The sequence below is a fragment of the Marinobacterium sp. YM272 genome, from assembly GCF_050908845.1.
Taxonomy (GTDB): domain Bacteria; phylum Pseudomonadota; class Gammaproteobacteria; order Pseudomonadales; family Balneatricaceae; genus Marinobacterium_D.
Genome location: NZ_CP194171.1, coordinates 1,698,793 through 1,715,116, shown reverse-complemented (window position 1 = coordinate 1,715,116; position 16,324 = coordinate 1,698,793). Strand labels below are relative to the sequence as shown.

The 16,324-nt window shown below is 61.2% G+C and carries 15 protein-coding genes; 12 read left to right on the top strand and 3 right to left on the bottom strand.

The window, feature by feature from the left end:
* Positions 1–62 precede the first annotated feature (62 nt).
* On the bottom strand, positions 63–1,274 hold the full coding sequence (locus tag ACQUQP_RS07660; protein WP_432698210.1) for a cation:proton antiporter: 1,212 nt from the start codon (positions 1,272–1,274) through the stop codon (positions 63–65).
* A gap of 495 nt (positions 1,275–1,769) precedes the next feature.
* Between ACQUQP_RS07660 and ACQUQP_RS07655 the strand changes: the two genes are divergently transcribed.
* Together ACQUQP_RS07655 and ACQUQP_RS07650 are read left to right on the top strand one after the other, a co-directional pair.
* Positions 1,770–2,219, top strand: a complete 450-nt coding sequence (locus ACQUQP_RS07655) for a MarR family winged helix-turn-helix transcriptional regulator (protein WP_432698209.1) — start codon at positions 1,770–1,772, stop codon at positions 2,217–2,219.
* 2 nt (positions 2,220–2,221) lie between these two features.
* Positions 2,222–2,968, top strand: coding sequence for a siderophore-interacting protein (locus ACQUQP_RS07650; RefSeq protein ID WP_432698208.1), 747 nt, complete (start codon positions 2,222–2,224; stop codon positions 2,966–2,968).
* Positions 2,969–2,987: 19 nt separating this feature from the next.
* On the opposite strand, the gene ACQUQP_RS07645 is transcribed toward ACQUQP_RS07650, so the two are convergent.
* Together ACQUQP_RS07645 and ACQUQP_RS07640 are read right to left on the bottom strand one after the other, a co-directional pair.
* Positions 2,988–4,754, bottom strand: a complete 1,767-nt coding sequence (locus ACQUQP_RS07645) for an acyl-CoA dehydrogenase (RefSeq protein WP_432698207.1) — start codon at positions 4,752–4,754, stop codon at positions 2,988–2,990.
* Positions 4,755–4,890: 136 nt separating this feature from the next.
* The gene (locus ACQUQP_RS07640; protein WP_432698206.1) at positions 4,891–5,781 is read right to left on the bottom strand and encodes a LysR family transcriptional regulator; all 891 of its coding nucleotides are present in this window, start codon (positions 5,779–5,781) and stop codon (positions 4,891–4,893) included.
* 135 nt (positions 5,782–5,916) lie between these two features.
* Between ACQUQP_RS07640 and ACQUQP_RS07635 the strand changes: the two genes are divergently transcribed.
* The 10 genes from ACQUQP_RS07635 (at position 5,917) to ACQUQP_RS07590 (ending at position 16,318) form a co-directional block, all read left to right on the top strand.
* Positions 5,917–7,899: a ligand-gated channel protein gene (locus tag ACQUQP_RS07635; protein ID WP_432698205.1), complete on the top strand. Its 1,983-nt coding sequence runs from the start codon at positions 5,917–5,919 to the stop codon at positions 7,897–7,899.
* A gap of 35 nt (positions 7,900–7,934) precedes the next feature.
* Complete coding sequence (locus ACQUQP_RS07630) at positions 7,935–8,891, top strand: ABC transporter substrate-binding protein (protein ID WP_432698204.1); 957 nt, start codon at positions 7,935–7,937, stop codon at positions 8,889–8,891.
* Positions 8,888–9,895, top strand: coding sequence for a FecCD family ABC transporter permease (locus tag ACQUQP_RS07625; protein WP_432698203.1), 1,008 nt, complete (start codon positions 8,888–8,890; stop codon positions 9,893–9,895). The genes ACQUQP_RS07630 and ACQUQP_RS07625 overlap by 4 nt, the downstream gene beginning before the upstream one ends.
* A gap of 10 nt (positions 9,896–9,905) precedes the next feature.
* Positions 9,906–10,988: a FecCD family ABC transporter permease gene (locus tag ACQUQP_RS07620; protein WP_432698202.1), complete on the top strand. Its 1,083-nt coding sequence runs from the start codon at positions 9,906–9,908 to the stop codon at positions 10,986–10,988.
* On the top strand, positions 10,985–11,836 hold the full coding sequence (locus tag ACQUQP_RS07615) for an ABC transporter ATP-binding protein (protein WP_432698201.1): 852 nt from the start codon (positions 10,985–10,987) through the stop codon (positions 11,834–11,836). Before ACQUQP_RS07620 ends, ACQUQP_RS07615 begins: the two co-directional genes overlap by 4 nt.
* A 237-nt stretch (positions 11,837–12,073) precedes the next feature.
* Positions 12,074–12,745: a thermostable hemolysin gene (locus tag ACQUQP_RS07610; RefSeq protein ID WP_432698200.1), complete on the top strand. Its 672-nt coding sequence runs from the start codon at positions 12,074–12,076 to the stop codon at positions 12,743–12,745.
* Positions 12,723–14,153, top strand: a complete 1,431-nt coding sequence (locus ACQUQP_RS07605; RefSeq protein WP_432698199.1) for an AMP-binding protein — start codon at positions 12,723–12,725, stop codon at positions 14,151–14,153. The genes ACQUQP_RS07610 and ACQUQP_RS07605 overlap by 23 nt, the downstream gene beginning before the upstream one ends.
* 2 nt (positions 14,154–14,155) lie before the next feature.
* Complete coding sequence (locus tag ACQUQP_RS07600; protein WP_432698198.1) at positions 14,156–14,806, top strand: TenA family transcriptional regulator; 651 nt, start codon at positions 14,156–14,158, stop codon at positions 14,804–14,806.
* A 10-nt stretch (positions 14,807–14,816) separates the two neighbouring features.
* On the top strand, positions 14,817–15,677 hold the full coding sequence (locus tag ACQUQP_RS07595; RefSeq protein ID WP_432698197.1) for an SDR family oxidoreductase: 861 nt from the start codon (positions 14,817–14,819) through the stop codon (positions 15,675–15,677).
* A 2-nt stretch (positions 15,678–15,679) separates the two neighbouring features.
* Positions 15,680–16,318 (top strand): hypothetical protein, encoded by a 639-nt coding sequence (locus tag ACQUQP_RS07590; RefSeq protein ID WP_432698196.1) that lies wholly within the window; start codon positions 15,680–15,682, stop codon positions 16,316–16,318.
* Positions 16,319–16,324: the final 6 nt, after the last annotated feature.

Sequence of the window (16,324 nt, the reverse complement as noted above, 5' to 3'; positions counted from 1 at the left end):
GCCTCAGACGTTGGCCTGCAGCCCTCCTCTCACCAACAAGTATGGCAGATGTTAGCTGACACCTAAGCCGCCGGTTCTGCGCGACGATCCGCCTTTTCCTTGCGCACTTTGATGCGGTTGGCCTTGATGCTCTTGCGGATCATCGGCGCGATGGTCAGCCCCTGCACCACGATGGAGAAGATCACCACCATGTAGGTGATTATCAGCAGCAGGTTATGGATATCGACACCGCGCACCAGCATTTCACCACTGGGGATAGACGCGGCCATCGCCAGCGCCAGGCCACCTCGCAGGCCACCCCAGGTGAGTATTTTCACCGAGTTGACGTCGTAGCGGCGGAAACGTCTGAACACGCTGAACGGAATACCAACACTGATAAAGCGCGCCAGCAGGACCACCGGTACCATCAGCAGGCCGATGCCCACCTCCACCAGAGTTACATTCATGGTCACCAGCATCAGGCCGATCAGCAGGAACAGCAGCGCATTGAGAAAGCTGTCCGTGGCATGCCAGAAGTTGTTGATGTACTGGGAGCCTGACGGATCATTCGGGTCTGCCACCTTGGCCCGGGTCACGTTGCCGATAAAGATACCCGAAACCACCATCGCCAGCGCACCGGAGATCTCCATCATATTCGCCAGGGCAAAACCGGCGGAAGGGATCATCAGGGTTATCAGCAGACGGATGTTCGCATCCCCGCGGGAGTTGCACAGCAGGAAGTGACCGATCAGCGCCAGCACAAAGCCAAAGGCGATACCGCCAAGCGCATCACTGAGGAACAACTCTGCGACCCCGGCAAAGGTCGGTTCGGTACCGGAAAAAGCCACCGCAAAGATGGTGGTGAACACCACAAGGCCGACACCATCGTTAAACAGCGACTCGCCCTCCACCTGGATCGAGATTCCCTGGGGCGCGTTCATCTGTTTGATGATCGCCAGCACGGCGATGGGGTCGGTGGGGCTGATCAGGGCACCGAACAGCAGGCAGTAGATCAGTGGTATCGACCAGCCCAGCACCGCGAGCAGCCAGTAGGCGAGATAGCCGACAATGACTGTCGATAGCAGAGTCGAGAACAGCACCAGCACCGTGATTTCCCAGCGTTGTTTGCGCAGCGCATGCAGGTCGATCTCCAGCGCACCGGCGAACAGCAGAAAGCCAAGCATCCCCTTGAGGAGCAGCTGGTTGAAGTTAAGGCTGCTGAGTACGTTGGTGATCGATGCCGCCATATCGTCGCCGATCAGCTTGAAGGACAACATCACAAGCAGGGAGATCACCACGGATCCCGTCGTTATAGCAATAGTTGTCTGAAGTTTCAGAACATATTGGTTGGTGTAAGCGATTAATACGGCCACAGCCGATAACAAGCAGAGTAGGTACCATGCATTCATGGATTGTTTCCTGACGTTCAATTGAGAAAGCGGTGTCGCGATAGCACTCCTGTTCGGCCGGGCAACAAAAAAGCGGCCGGGTTACGCGATAAAAGAGAACACCCCGCAATGAAAACTGCCGGGCGTAGAAATCTGTAGATGACTCGGGGTTGTGTATCCCCGCTGAGGAAACGGGGAAAATTGATTAACATCAATAGTATCACAACAGCCTGCCCAATAGCGGCGTTTGTATAGACCAAAAGCGACAACACTTTGTATTCCCTATTGATCAATAGGCTTTTTTCAACAACTTAGCTCGCCAATGAAATTATTAATGATTGACACTATCAACAAAAACCCTCAAAGTTGACTATATCAACCATCTAGCAACCCAAATCATTTATGTCCGACCGCACACTAAGCGATGCACTACACCGTCTTATGCACGCCTACCGCAGGCAGTTACGCGAGACGATACAAAGCGAGGGTGTCGAACTGCCGATCACCCATATCAGGGTGCTCAAGGGTGTATGTCGCAATGCCGGCAGCACTGCTCACTCCATCGCCACTAACATGCAGCGCGATAAGGCACAGATCACACGGGTGCTCAATGAACTGGTGAGTAAAGGTTTTGTGGTCCGGGTCAGCAACCCCAGGGATCGCCGCAGCCAGGTGTTAGAACCCACGGCTCAGGGCACCGCGTTGCTGGACACCCTGGAAAATCTTGAAAAGCAGGTCACGGCACAGATGACCCATACCCTCTCCGAGGACGAAATTACCACCTTTGTCCGGGTCGCGAATCTGATGACAGAGCAAGCGGGACAGACATCCGCAAACACGAGGAAAACCTAACCATGAGCAAACCCGCCCCCCGCGAACTTGAAGTTATCCGGTCTGTCCAGCTCACCCCGCATATGCAGCGCATCACCCTCGGTGGCAGCGGCATGAGCCAGTTTCCGGACAACCAGGAAAGTGCCTATATCAAGCTGTTTTTCCCACGCGATGATGGCGAAAAACCGATGGTGCGCACCTATACCGTACGTCAGCAGCGCGCTGGTGAGATCGATGTGGATTTCAACCTGCACGGCACCAGCGGTCCGGCATCGCGCTGGGCCGTGGAAACCCAACCAGGCGATCGGATTCTGGTCGGCGGCCCCGGCCCGAAAAAAATGATCAACCCGGACGCCGACTGGCATCTGCTGGCCGGGGATATGACCGCCCTGCCCGCGATCAGCGTCAACCTGGAACAGCTGCCCGAAAACGCCTGCGGCCATGCGGTCATCTCCATTTTGCATGAAGATGATATCCAGGCCCTGAAGCACCCTGAACAGATCAAGCTGCACTGGGTGGTCATCCCGGAACCGGACCCTGAAGGTCAGCTCCTGCTGGAGTACATTGCCAATCTCGAACTGCCGGAGGGACAGCCCTCGATCTGGACCGCCTGCGAATTCACCAGCATGAGAGCGCTGCGCAAGCACTTCAAGGACAGCTGGCAACCGGCGCGGGAAAACCTCTATATCTCCAGCTACTGGAAACTCGGTCGCAGTGAAGATCAGCACAAGGTGATCAAACGCCAGGACGCCGAGGCTGCCGATCAGTAGCCCCGTGCCCGGCGCTCACTCAGAACTGATCCTCATCGATCTCCATCAAATTGGCCGAGCCGGCACTGGCGGCCTGTGCCAGGTAGCCGCAACGTACCAGCAGCTGTTCGGCGTAGGCGGCAGCGACCTTCTGGCGGGTCTGCCAGAAGGCTGAATTGTCGCTCTGTTTTTCCCGTTCCGCGGCACGCTGGGCACTGCGCAGCAGCATCCAGCCACCACAAAGGTAGCCAAGCAACAGCATCAGGTTGACGCTGCCGGCTGCCGGCGCAGCCGGGTCCTGCCCCGCAGCCTGCATCAGGTGACCGACACAACGTCGTGCCTGGTTCAGCGCCTTTTCCAGTCCCTCGCGCAGTGGCGCCGGTGCGTCCGGACAGGCCTTGAGGCTGCCGCTGATCTCTTCGAACAGATCTTCCAGCGCAGCGCCCCGGTCAGCCGCAATTTTGCGTCCGATCAGATCCAGCGCCTGGATACCGGTGGTGCCCTCATAGATCGGCAGAATGCGGGCATCCCGGTAGAGCTGGGCCACGCCGGTTTCTTCGATGTAACCCATGCCGCCGTGCACCTGCATCGCCAGTGAGCAGACCTCCTGTGCCAGCTCCGTCAGCCAGCCTTTAACCAGCGGGGTGTAAAGTGCGACCCGCGCTTCGCGCCGGGCCTGCTCCTCGCCCTCTACCGCCCGGGCACGATCCACCTCAGCGGCCGCCTCGTAGGCAAAGGCGCGCATCGCCTCGCAGGAGGCGCGCATCTGTACCAGCATACGGCGCACATCCGGGTGGTTGATAATGGTGACGCGACTGCCGTCTTTCAGCGTGCCCTGTACCCTCTCGCGGGCATAGTCGCGGGCAGCCTGGTAGGCACGCTCGGCCACCGCCAGCCCCTGCACGCCCACCGACTGGCGCGCGCTGTTCATCATGGTGAACATGCAGGTCAGTCCCTGATGAGGCTCACCCACCAGGTAGCCGACCGCACCGCCGTTATCGCCGTAACTCATGACACAGGTGGGACTGCCATGGATGCCCATCTTGTGCTCTATCGCCAGCGGCCTGAGGTCGTTACGCTGGGCCGGCACTCCCTGGTCATCGAGCAGGTATTTGGGCACCAGAAACAGGGAGATCCCTTTTACGCCGGCCGGTGCATCCGGCAGACGGGCCAGCACCAGGTGGCAGATATTCGACGCCATCTGGTGATCACCCCAGGTGATAAAGATCTTCTGGCCCTGAATCAGATAGTGATCGCCCTCCGGCTCCGCACGGGTTTTCAGTGCCGCCAGATCGCTGCCGGCATCGGGCTCGGTCAGGTTCATCGTCCCTGTCCATTCGCCGCTGATCAGTTTCTCCAGCCAGATCGACTTGAGTGTATCGCTGCCGTGATGCTCCAGGGCATCGATGGCACCGAAGGTCAGCAACGGGCAGAGCGCCCAGGCCAGATTGCCGGATTGCCAGATCTCGCTGGTGGCGGTGGAGATAAGGTTGGGCAGTCCCTGACCGCCGTACGCTGGATTTTCCCCCAGCGCGGGCCAGCCGGCCTCACAGAACTGGTGATAGATATCGGCGAATCCCGCCGTTTCGGTGACACCGGTTTCGCCCAGTTGCGGCGGCTGCCGATCCCCCGTGACGTTGCTGGGCGCGATCAGATTTTCGCCGAATCGGGCGGCCTCTTCGATGACTGCCGCTACTGTATCGCTATCGAGCTCCTCACCCTCCGAACCCTCCGCCGGCCGGGGCAGACCGATCACATCATTAAGCAGAAAGAGCACTTCTTCGCGTGGATACCGGTAGTTATGCATGGCAGCAAACCCTCCCGAGTTTTACTTTCTGTATAGCTCAGAATCGCTACCGCCGCCTTTAAAACCACCCCAAAAACTTTCATATCAGAAACTTGAAAATCCCGCAAAAACAGGCATTTGGTGACTCCCCTCACCCTCACCAGGCGTCGGGAACCAGCTCCCGCAGCGCGGCAATAAACACCTGGGTCCGGCGCGGCAGCTGGCCATGGGGATAGAGCAGATAGACACCAAGATCAGGCCCCTGCCAGTCGGGAAAACAGGGCACCAGCGTCCCCGGATGATGCTGCTGGCGTAACGCCACCATCCAGTGAGGCAGCAGGCCTATGCCACCGCCGTTGACGATGGCATCCACCTGAATAAACGAGCGATCCACCGCAAAACAGCGGCTCGGCGCAGCGGTTCGATACCGCCCTTCCCGCGGATGCCAGAGATCCGCTCCCCGATTATCGCGGCTCAGATTGACCCAGCAATGGACCCCCACATCACGGGGATGCTCAGGCCGACCCAATCGATGCAGATAATCGGGATGACCGTAAACACCCTGGCTCAGGTTACCAAGCTTCTCACACCGCATCGCGGTTTCCGGTTCACTCCCCACCCAGACACAGACCCCGTCCACCAACTCCGGGCCCGGTACCGTCACCTGGGTGCTCAGGTTCATCTCCAGCGCCGGGTAACGCTCCATGAAATCCAGTGCCAGCGGGCCCAACCAGCCGCGCAGCAGCATGTCGTGGCAGTAGACATCAAGGAATCCGCTGACATCCTCACGCAGTTCATCCAGCGCCAACCGGCTCTGCGCCGCCTGCTTCAGGATCTCATCGCAGTAGCCATAGAACAGGTGCCCCGCCTCGGTGGGGATCAATCTGTTCGACTCCCGGCGTAACAATCGCTGTCCCAGTGACGTTTCCAGCTGGCGTATGCGTCGGCTCAGGGTCGACTTCGGCAGATCCAGTGCGCGGGCACTGTCGGTCAAACTGCGGCCCTTCATCACCGCGGCAAAAGCCTCCAGCTCCTGTAGACCAAACACTCTTCACACCTCCGGGCGTTCCACTTTTTGCAACAGAGCGTCTTACTTTAGCACCTGCTTTATGCAAATACGAAACATTATCATTACCACTATCGAATGAGTTGAAGTTTATCCGCGAACAATCAGGAGTGAGTGATGCCCGTACCTCAGAACACCAGGGATGCCATGCCGTTTTCAGGACTGGCCCTGGCCGTCGGCCTGGCGATGACCGCGGCCACCGCTAACGCGGACGAGAGCATTCAGCTGGATGATCTGGTGGTAACGGCCAGCGGCTTTGAGCAGGAGATCACCACGGCACCGGCCTCGATCAGCGTCATCAGCAGCGAAGAACTCGAGACACGCGCCTACACCGACCTCACCGATGCCCTGCGCAGCACTCCGGGCGTCACGGTCACCGGCGGCGGCGCCGGCGATAACGGCGTGGATATCAGCCTGCGCGGGATGCCGGCAAGCTATACCCTGCTACTCGTTGACGGCAAACGGGTGTCCGGCCGCGAAAGCCGTCCCAACGGCAGTGCCGGATTCGAGACCGACTGGCTGCCGCCGCTGGAGTCGATCCAGCGGATCGAGGTGGTCCGCGGCCCCATGTCCACGCTGTACGGCTCCGACGCCATCGGGGGTGTGATCAACGTAATCACCAGGAAGGTGCAGGATGAGTGGCACGGCAATCTGCAGCAGGATGTCACCCTGCAGGAGAACCAGGACTCCGGAAACCAGTATCAGACCAGCTTCAACCTGGCCGGTCCCCTGGTTGAAGACCGCGCCGGTCTGCAGATTTACGGTCGCATCTACAACCGCGAAGAGGACCAGATCGAAAACGGCTACGAAGAGAAAGAGCTGCAGAACTTCACTGCCCGCCTGTCACTGACGCCAACCGACAGCCAGGAATTCCTGATCGAAGGCGGTATTACTGACCAGGAGCGCACCTCCCTGATGGGCGCATCAGCTCCACAAACCGGTTGCCGGGGCGGCTGTACCGACTCTTACACCGAACACACCAACAAGCATTTCAGCCTGGCGCATACCGGCCGCTGGGAGTTCGGCACCACCGACTCCTATATTCAGCGCGAGACCACCAGGGACAAGTCGCGCCAGATCGAGATCAGTAATACCAACGCGAAAACCAGCCTGGTTGCCCCCATCGGCTACGATCATCGTCTAACCCTTGGCGCCAGCTTCGAGAAAGAGGAGCTGGACGATCAGACCACCAACCGCATATCGGAGCGTACGCGCATCGAGAACAGCCGCTGGGCACTGTTCACTGAAGATGAGTGGATGCTGACCGACAAGCTGATACTGACCGGCGGGGCGCGCCTGGATAACGACGAGAATTACGGCGACCACATCAGTCCGCGTGTATACGCGGTGTATCAGCTGGCGCCGCAATGGACAGTGAAAGGCGGTATCGCCGGTGGCTACCGCGCACCGAACCTGCGTGAAATCACCCCGGACTGGGGCCAGGTCAGCCGCGGCGGTAATGTCTACGGCAACCCCGACCTGGAGGCGGAAACCTCCCTCAACAAGGAGATCGCGCTCTACTACAACGGCTTTAACGCCGTTGATGCCTCGCTCACCCTGTTCCACAACAGCTTCGACGACAAGATCACCCGCATCACCTGCCCGACAAGCATCTGCACCGATGGCGCCAACCAGTTCGGCGCCGACCCGACCTACCGCGTCAACGTGGATGAAGCCGTAACCCGCGGGGTGGAGATCAGCCTGGATATGGCGTTGACCGACCGCCTGGACCTGAGCACCACCTATACCTACACCGACTCCGAGCAGAAAACCGGGGAGTATAAGGGCGAGCCGCTGACCCAGCTGCCCCGGCACCTGTTCTCGGCCAACCTGGACTGGCAGGCCAGCGACACGCTGACCCACTGGACCCGCCTCACCTACCGGGGCCGGGAGAGCCAGCCGGTCTCCGGGCCTTCGCAGGACGCCATCGTAGCCCCTTCCAGCACACAGCTGGACACCGGCCTCGGCTACCAGCTGAACGCACAGGCCAGCCTCAAGGCGGGTATCTACAACCTGTTTGACGAGGAGATCGGGTACGACGAGTACGGCTATGTGGCTGATGGCCGCCGCTACTGGATGGCATTGAATATCAATTTCTGAACCTGAACCGAGCCTGGAAACAAACGGAGTAACCCATGTTGTTTAAATCTCTGGTCCCCTCACTGCGACAGCTCACCGGAGCCCTTGCGCTGGGAACCCTTCTCGCCGCCCAGGGCGCACAGGCTGACGGCCGTACCCTGGAGACCCGCTTTGGCAGCGTCAGTGTCGACGCAGACGTGCAGCGGGTTGTCACCCTCTACGAAGGCGCGCTGGATGCAGCGGTCGCCGTCGGTATCAAGCCCGTCGGGGCGATCACCACCCGCGGCGGCGACGGCGTCGCCAGCTATATCCAGTCTCAACTGAGCGATACACGGATTGTCGGCACCGCGCGGGAGACCAACCTGGAATCGGTGATCGCACTGCAGCCGGACCTGATCCTGACCTCTTCCCGGCTCAGCAAAGAGCAGTATCAGCTGCTGAGCGCGGTGGCCCCTACCCTGGTTCCCGACTTCAATATGTTCGAACAGGATGCCTGGAAAAAAGAGAGCCTGTTCTTCGCCCGCGCACTGGACCGGGAAGAGCAGATGAAGCAGGTGCTCGGCCAGATCGACCAGCGTACGGCACAGGTTAAGACCCGCTTCGATCAGGCGCTGCCAGACAGCGGTCGCCAGGCCACTCTGGCCCGCTGGATGCCCCAGGGCGCGCTGTTGATGTCGGATAAACTCTTTGCCGGCAGCCTGCTGACGGCCGCCGGTTTCGAGATGCAGGATGCCGGCATCATCCAGGCCGGTCGTCCCCATAGCTCGCCCTTGAGCCAGGAAAAACTGTCACTGATCGATGGCGACTGGCTGTTCCTCGCCACGCTCAATGAGGATGGTGAGCAGGCGCTGGAAGCGGCACGCCAGTCACCGGCGTTCCTGCGCCTGGACGTGGTGCAGAATGACCATGTCATTCCGGTTGATGGCCAGCTGTTCAGCAGTGCCAGCGGCCCCCTAGCCGCCGGCGCCATCCTCGACAGGCTGGAGCAGGCTATCGAACAGGCCGGTCAATGACAGGTACTGCCTCTTTTACCCCCTTTACCCCGCCGTTTCTGGCTGCGGGGCTGCTGCTGTTGATCGTCTGCCTGGCCAGCCTGCTGCTCGGTGCCGGCGATGTCTCAGTGAGTGACGCCCTGGCGGTCCTGTTCGGTGGCGGCAGCGACGAAGCCCGGTTTCTGGTACTGGAACTGCGCGGCCCACGGACACTGGTCGCGCTGGTTGTGGGCGCGTCGCTGGGCTGTGCCGGTGCACTGATGCAGACACTGTCGCGCAATCCACTGGCGGAGCCGGGCCTGCTTGGCATCAGTGCCGGCAGCACCTTCGCCGTGGCCGTCACGCTGATGCTTGGTGCCAGCGCCGCCACGCTGACACTGTATGTATCCCAGCTGGGCGCCCTGGCCGGCTGCCTGATTGTACTCGCCGCGGCGCGGATTCAGGGCGTCGGTAACGATCCGGTCCGTCTGGTACTGGCGGGCGCAACGCTCACCGGGCTGCTGCTTTCCTTAACCTCGCTGCTGTTGATGTTCGATCAGCGCAGTGCCGACGAGATCCGTTTCTGGGTCACCGGCAGTGTGGCCGGCCGCGACCTGGCGGACCTTTATCGGTTACTGCCATCGCTGGCACTGGCGCTGCTGCTGAGCCTAGTCCTGGTGCGTCCACTGGCGGCGCTGTCGCTGGGGGAACGGGCAGCACAGGGCCTGGGACACCATCCCGGGCGCATCCGCTTTCTTACCGTACTGGTAGTCGCGCTGCTGGTGGGCTCCGCCACCGCCGTGGCGGGCCCGATCATCTTTATCGGGCTGGTGGTGCCCTATCTGGCCCGCGCCATCGCCGGTCCCGATATCCGGCGCACACTTTGGCTCTGTCTGCCGATCGGCCCGATTATTCTGGTCACGGCGGATATCCTGTCCCGCCTGCTGGTCGCGCCGGCGGAGCTGCCGCTTGGAGTACTGACAGCCCTCATTGGCGCCCCCTTGCTGCTGCTCGTGGTACGCGGCAAACGCCTGCCATCGCTCTAGGAAAGTCGATATGAATACAGTTTCTCCGCCAGCCTCAACGTTGTTTACGCCCCCGGGATACTGGCTGCTGACGGGACGCCTGGGGACGAGGAGCGTTTCGCTGCTGATCCCGCAACGAGCCACGCTGGTCAACGCGGTACTGCTGCTGCTCATCCTGGTTGCAGCCACGGCGTCACTCAGCCTCGGTGAGCTGCCCCTGTCTCCATCCGAGGTCTGGCAGGCAATACGTGGTGAGGGGCCGGCGCTGCAGCAGCTGGTGGTGCAGCAACTGCGTCTTCAGCGCGTACTGGCAGGTGTGGCCACCGGCGCGGCCTTTGCCCTCTCCGGCTGTCTGATGCAGACACTGTCCCGCAACCGGCTCGCGACCCCCGGTATTATCGGCATCGACAATGCCGCCACCGCGTTTGCCGTGGCCTCGGTGCTCGGTACCGGTCTTGCGCTGACGCCGCCGGCCATGTCACTGGTGGGCGCAGCGACCGCCACCGCACTGGCGTTTGGCCTGTCCGGCGACTCGGGCAGACGCGGTTACCGCTTTATCATCGCCGGCGTTGCCATCGGCGCCGTCGCCGGTGCTCTGACCCAGTTCATGCTGAGCCGGGTGGCCATTGACGATGCCAACGCCGCCTTCCCCTGGACCGTGGGCAGCCTTAATGCCCGCAACAGCGAAGCCACGCTGCTGCTGGGGCTGGCATTACTCCCCTGTCTGCTGCTGGCGCTGCGCTGGGCCTCTGCGCTGAAACTGGTGCAGGTGTCCGACGCGGTCAGTCTTGGCCTGGGCGTCAACCTGAAACAGGTACGCCGCAACGGGCTGATGCTGTCGGTACTGCTGACCGGTCTAGCGGTGGCGGTTGCTGGCCCGGTGGGGCTGGTTGCGCTGATCGGCCCCGAGCTTGCCCGCACCCTGTGCAAACATCGCGGCGTGCCGTTGCTGGCCGCCACGCTCTGCGGCGCGCTGATCATGCTGCTGGCCGATCTGGTCGGCAGGCTGATGCTTTCACCGCTGGAGATCCCGGTGGGCATCGTCACCGCCGTGGTCGGCAGCCCCTATCTGCTTTGGATGTTGTTAAACCCCTCTTTCAGGAGCCAGCCATGAACGCCTTCTTTTCACCCGGCATTGAACAAACCGAAAGCCAACAGTGCGCGCCGCTGGCCGCAAAGGCACTGACGGTCGCCCACGGACAGCGGGTGATTATCGACGGACTCGAGCTGCAACTGCCAAAGGGAAAAATCACCGCCATTGTCGGCCCCAACGGCTGCGGCAAATCCACCCTGCTGAACGCCCTGTCGCGGGTACTCAAACCCCGGTCAGGCAGTATCCTGCTGGATGGCCGGGACATTCATCGCGAGCCGGCCCGCGAGGTGGCACGTAAGCTGGCACTGCTGCCCCAGGAGACCAGCGCACCGGAGGGGATGACCGTCTCGGACCTGGTGCGCTTTGGCCGTCAGCCTCACCAGGGCTGGCTGAACCAGTGGTCGGAAGAGGACCAGTACGCCGTCCGCAAGGCGATCCGCGCGGCGGACCTTGAGGGCATGGAAGAGCGGGTACTGGATGAGCTCTCGGGGGGGCAGCGCCAGCGCGCCTGGATCGCCATGGCGGTGGCCCAGGCAACCCCGCTGCTGTTGCTGGATGAACCCACCTCGGCGCTGGATCTGGGTCATCAGATAGAGGTGTTCGAGTTGATCCGCCACCTCAGCCGGGATCACGGCAAAACCCTGGCGATGGTGGTTCACGACCTGCTCAGTGCCTGCCGCTATGCCGACCATCTGGTCGCCATGCGTGATGGCGAGATCATCACCCAGGGCGCACCGGGCGAGATACTGACACCGGATCTGGTACATAGGCTGTATGGCGTGCACTGCGATATCCTGCCGGACCCAGCCACCGGCAGCCCGATGCTGGTCAATGTGCGCCGGGCCAAAAGGTCGCTTTCCTTGGGATAAAACCCCGCGGGTGAACCCCTTGATCAAGGCCCGCCGGCAACTTTCTAAGCTGGCGGGAGACCGCTCTCCCACTCTAATTCATAGCAGCTCCCCTGCCTCTCTATCCGGAACCTCAGGATCGCCCGACGGTTGTATAAACCGGGGCAGATAGCGCTGGGTTGTTAACAGCCTGACGTGCTTAAGACTCTTTTAAGTTTACCTCCCTAGACTCTCCAGGTAATGAGAAGGAGTCAGCGCATGATCGCACCTAAACCCGTTCCGGAAACCCGCGAAAAAATGTACCTGCACGGCCCCGGGGATCTTTCCAGAGCGCGCATCGAGGCATTTATCCGTGAACGTTTTGCCGCGATTCACTCTGCCTGGATCGATGATTTCCTGCCCACATTGATCAGTACCCGGAATGATCGCAGCCAGTTGCTCGCCGCCGCGGGGTTCCAGTGGGCGAGCGATAACCCGCTGTTTCTCGAAACCTATCTGGATACCCCGGTCGAATCCTGCCTGCGGGAGTTCAGCCACTCCCCGGTGTCACGCCAGACGATTGTCGAGTTCGGCAACCTGGCGACCACCACGCCCGGTGAAATCCGTAAACTGATTCTGGTCCTGGCGAGCTATTTCGGTCAGCGCGGAATGGACTGGGCTGTGCTGACCCTGACACCGACCCTGATCAACAGCTTCACCCGCCTTGGACTGGTCCTGCACTCCCTGGCACCGGCGCGCCCGGAGCTGCTGAAAACCTCGCGCAGTTATTGGGGACGCTACTACGACCTGAACCCCAGGGTGGTTGCCATCAACGTCCGCGCCAATAAGCCCCGCCTGCAACTGCTTGAACGTCTCAGCACTACACGCGCTTCCCTTTCGACCTCCCTGCTGCCACCGGAGCCTGTTAATGATCGATCACTTTTTCTCTGAGCTGGAGCGCCTCGCCCGGCAACAGCCCGATACCCCCGCGCTCCAGGATGAGATCAGCAGCATTAGCTGGGGTGACCTGCCGGGCGCCATCGATACCCTGGCCGAGCAGCTTCGTACCGCGGCAGGAGAGCGCATCGCGCTGCTGGCCGATAACAGCCGCCACTGGGTGCTGACCGATCTGGCCGCCCTCAAGCTGGGCCGTGTTGTTGTACCGGTTCCGCTGTTTTTCAGCGCAGCCCAGCGCGATCACCTGCTCGAAGCCAGCGGTATCGACACCCTGATCAGCGTCAGCGATGACCAGTTGATCATCCAGCACCTGCCGGCCAGGGCTACTCCCCTGCATCCGGGCACGGCAAAAATCACCTTCACGTCGGGAACCACGGGCACCCCCAAGGGCGTCTGCCTGAGCACAGATCAGCAGTTGCAGGTTGCCCGCTCGCTGGCCGAACGGCTGCAGGGTCTGGCACTTTCTCGTCACCTCTGTCTGCTGCCGCTGGCGACACTGCTGGAGAACATTGCCGGTGTCTATACGGCGCTGCTGCTTGGCGCAACTCTGGTCACACCATCGTTGAAAACCCTGGGTATCCAGGGCTCGAGCGAACTCGACCTGCGGGCGCTGGCCAGCAGCCTGAACAGCTATGCGCCAGACTCGTTAATCGCACTGCCGCAGATCCTCTCGGCCCTGACCGGCGCTGTCGAAGCCGGTGTCGCGGTACCAACACTCAAATTTATCGCCGTGGGCGGTGCCCGCGTGGGCGCGGATCTTATCGAGCGCGCCCGTCGCTGCGGCTTGCCCGCTTACGAGGGGTATGGCCTGTCCGAATGCGCGTCCGTGGTCAGCCTGAATACACCGGACCTGGATAAGCCGGGCACGGCAGGCACACCGCTGGCGCACAGCCGACTGCATCTGAATCCCGAAGGCGAGCTGATCATCGACGCCAACCTGATGCTGGGTTATCTCGGCGAGCCGCCCCAACACGGCCCCTTCGCCACGGGCGACCTGGTCGACATCGATGCGGACGCTTTCCTGTCGGTCAAAGGGCGCAGGCGCAATGTGCTGATCTCCAGCTTCGGCCGCAACCTGAGCCCCGAGTGGGTGGAATCGGAGTGGCTGGCGCAGCCCGGCATCCAGCAGGCGGTTCTGTTTGGCGAAGCGCGCCCGTTCAACACGCTGCTGGTGTATGCGCCCAGCCTGGGCGACAACCGCCTTGAGGAGATCCGGCAGCGACTTAACGCCACACTGCCCGACTACGCCCGGGTCGGTGGCTGGCACCGGGTGAGCGAGCCGATGAACACCGGTAACGGCCTGTATACCGCCAACGGGCGCCCGCGCCGGGACGCCATAGCCACGCGTTACCACGACGAAATCGAGTCTTTCTACCTGCCTGAAACCCAGGCCTGGAGTTAATCATGTCTTTCTACGAAACCCTGCAACAGGAAACCGAAACCGCCCGTGCTTACCTGCTGCAGTCACCCATCATCCAGGCGTGCACACATGGCGATATCAGCCGCAACCAGTACATCGCCTTCCTGACCCAGGCCTATCACCATGTAAAGCACACCCTGCCCCTGCTGATGGCCTGCGGTAGCCGGATCGATGAGCGCCAGGAATGGCTGCGCGAAGCGGTGGCGGAATATATCGAAGAGGAAACCGGGCACCAGGAGTGGATCCTTAACGATCTCGCCGCCTGCGGTGCCGACAAAGAGGCGATCCGGCAAGGGCAGCCGGCAATGGAAACCGAACTGATGGTGGCCTACGCCTATGATCTTATCCAGCGGGTCGACCCGGTCGGCTTCTTCGGTATGGTGCAGGTGCTCGAAGGCACCAGCGTCAACCTGGCCACGCCGATGTCACACATTATTCAGCAAACCCTGGGCCTGCCCGATGCCGCCTTCAGTTATCTGCGCTCTCACGGTTCCCTCGACCAGGATCATATCCAGTTTTTCGCTGGACTGATGAACCGCATCGACGCGCCTGAACAGCAGCAGCGCATCATCCACAGCGCACGCGTTTTCTATCACCTCTACGGCAATATCTTCCGCAGCCTGCCCAACGAATAAGGAGCCCGTTATGCAGTTCCAGGATCGTCACATTCTTATTACCGGCGCATCGGGTGGCATCGGCGCAGCCCTGGCACTGCAGCTGGCGCGACGCGGCGCGCGGCTGCTGCTGCACGGCCGCAACCAGAAAGCGCTGCAGGAGATTGCCGCGGCCTGCAGCAACGAGGGCTGTCCCAGCGTACTGACCTGTGCCGCCGACCTCACCACCGAACAGGGGCGCCAGCGCTTGGTCGATACGGTGTCCACGTCGTTCACCGCACTGGACACCCTGATCAACAACGCCGGTACGGGCTGTTTCGCGCTTTTCGAGCAGCAGTCCCCTGAGCAGATCGAAACCCTGATCAGCACCAATATCACGGCGCCGATACTGCTCACACGAGCGCTGATCGGGCCGCTGATGGCCAACGCTGATCCCCGTATTCTCAATATCGGTTCCGCCTTCGGCGCGATCGGCTTTCCCGGCTACACAACCTACTGCGCCAGCAAGGGAGCCCTGCGCCTGTTCAGCGAATCCCTGGCACGGGAGTACGCGGACACCTCCCTCAAGGTGCAATATCTGGCACCCCGGGCAACACGCACCGCGATCAACTCGGAACGTGCCAACCAGATGCTGAAGGCCACCGGTAGCCAGAGCGATGCTCCGGTTACCGTTGCCGAAGCGGCTATCAAGCTGCTGGCATCGGGCAAGGCCCAGGCCGCCATCGGCTGGCCCGAAAAGCTGCTGGTACGGCTTAACGGGCTGCGTCCGGAACTGATAAGTGCGGTACTGCGCCGCCAGCTAAACAAAATCAAACCTTACGCCCAAGTTCCCGAACCGCCACTGGCTGAGCGAAGCTTCGCGAAACAGCCTTTAAAACAGAAAGGAGCCTGACCATGAAACCGCTCGTGTGCTTACGTTCCACCGTTATCGCCCTGCTTTGCGCACTGACCTTCTCTGCGCAGGCAGCCAGCAGCGAAGCACTGCTGCCGATCCAGCGACAGTGGGCCAAAATCCAGTATGATCTGCCGGAGAAAGAGCGTGCCGGCGCCTTTGCCACGCTGGCCAAACTGATTGAAAAGGCACGCCAGGACTCCCCGGGAGATACAGAACTGTTAATCTGGCAGGGTATCGTCGTCAGTTCCCAGGCCGGTGCCGAAGGTGGACTGGGTGCGCTGAAACTGGCCAAGCAGGCGCGTGAGCTGTTTGAACAGGCGATCGATGAGAACCCTGCCGCACTGAACGGTTCAGCGCTGACCAGCCTCGGCACGTTGTATCACAAGGTTCCGGGATGGCCGCTTGGCTTCGGGAACGACGAGAAAGCCGGTGAACTACTCAGGCAGGCGCTTGAAATAGCCCCGGACGGACTGGATGCAAACTACTTTTATGGCAGTTACCTGTTTGACGAGGGTGACAAAGAAGCCGCCCGCGAGGCACTGCAGAAGGCACTGGCAGCGCCCCCCCGTCCGCAGCGTCCCAGGGCGGATGCCGGTCGCAGAAACGAGATAGAACAACTGCTCAAAAAACTGGGCTAAGGAACA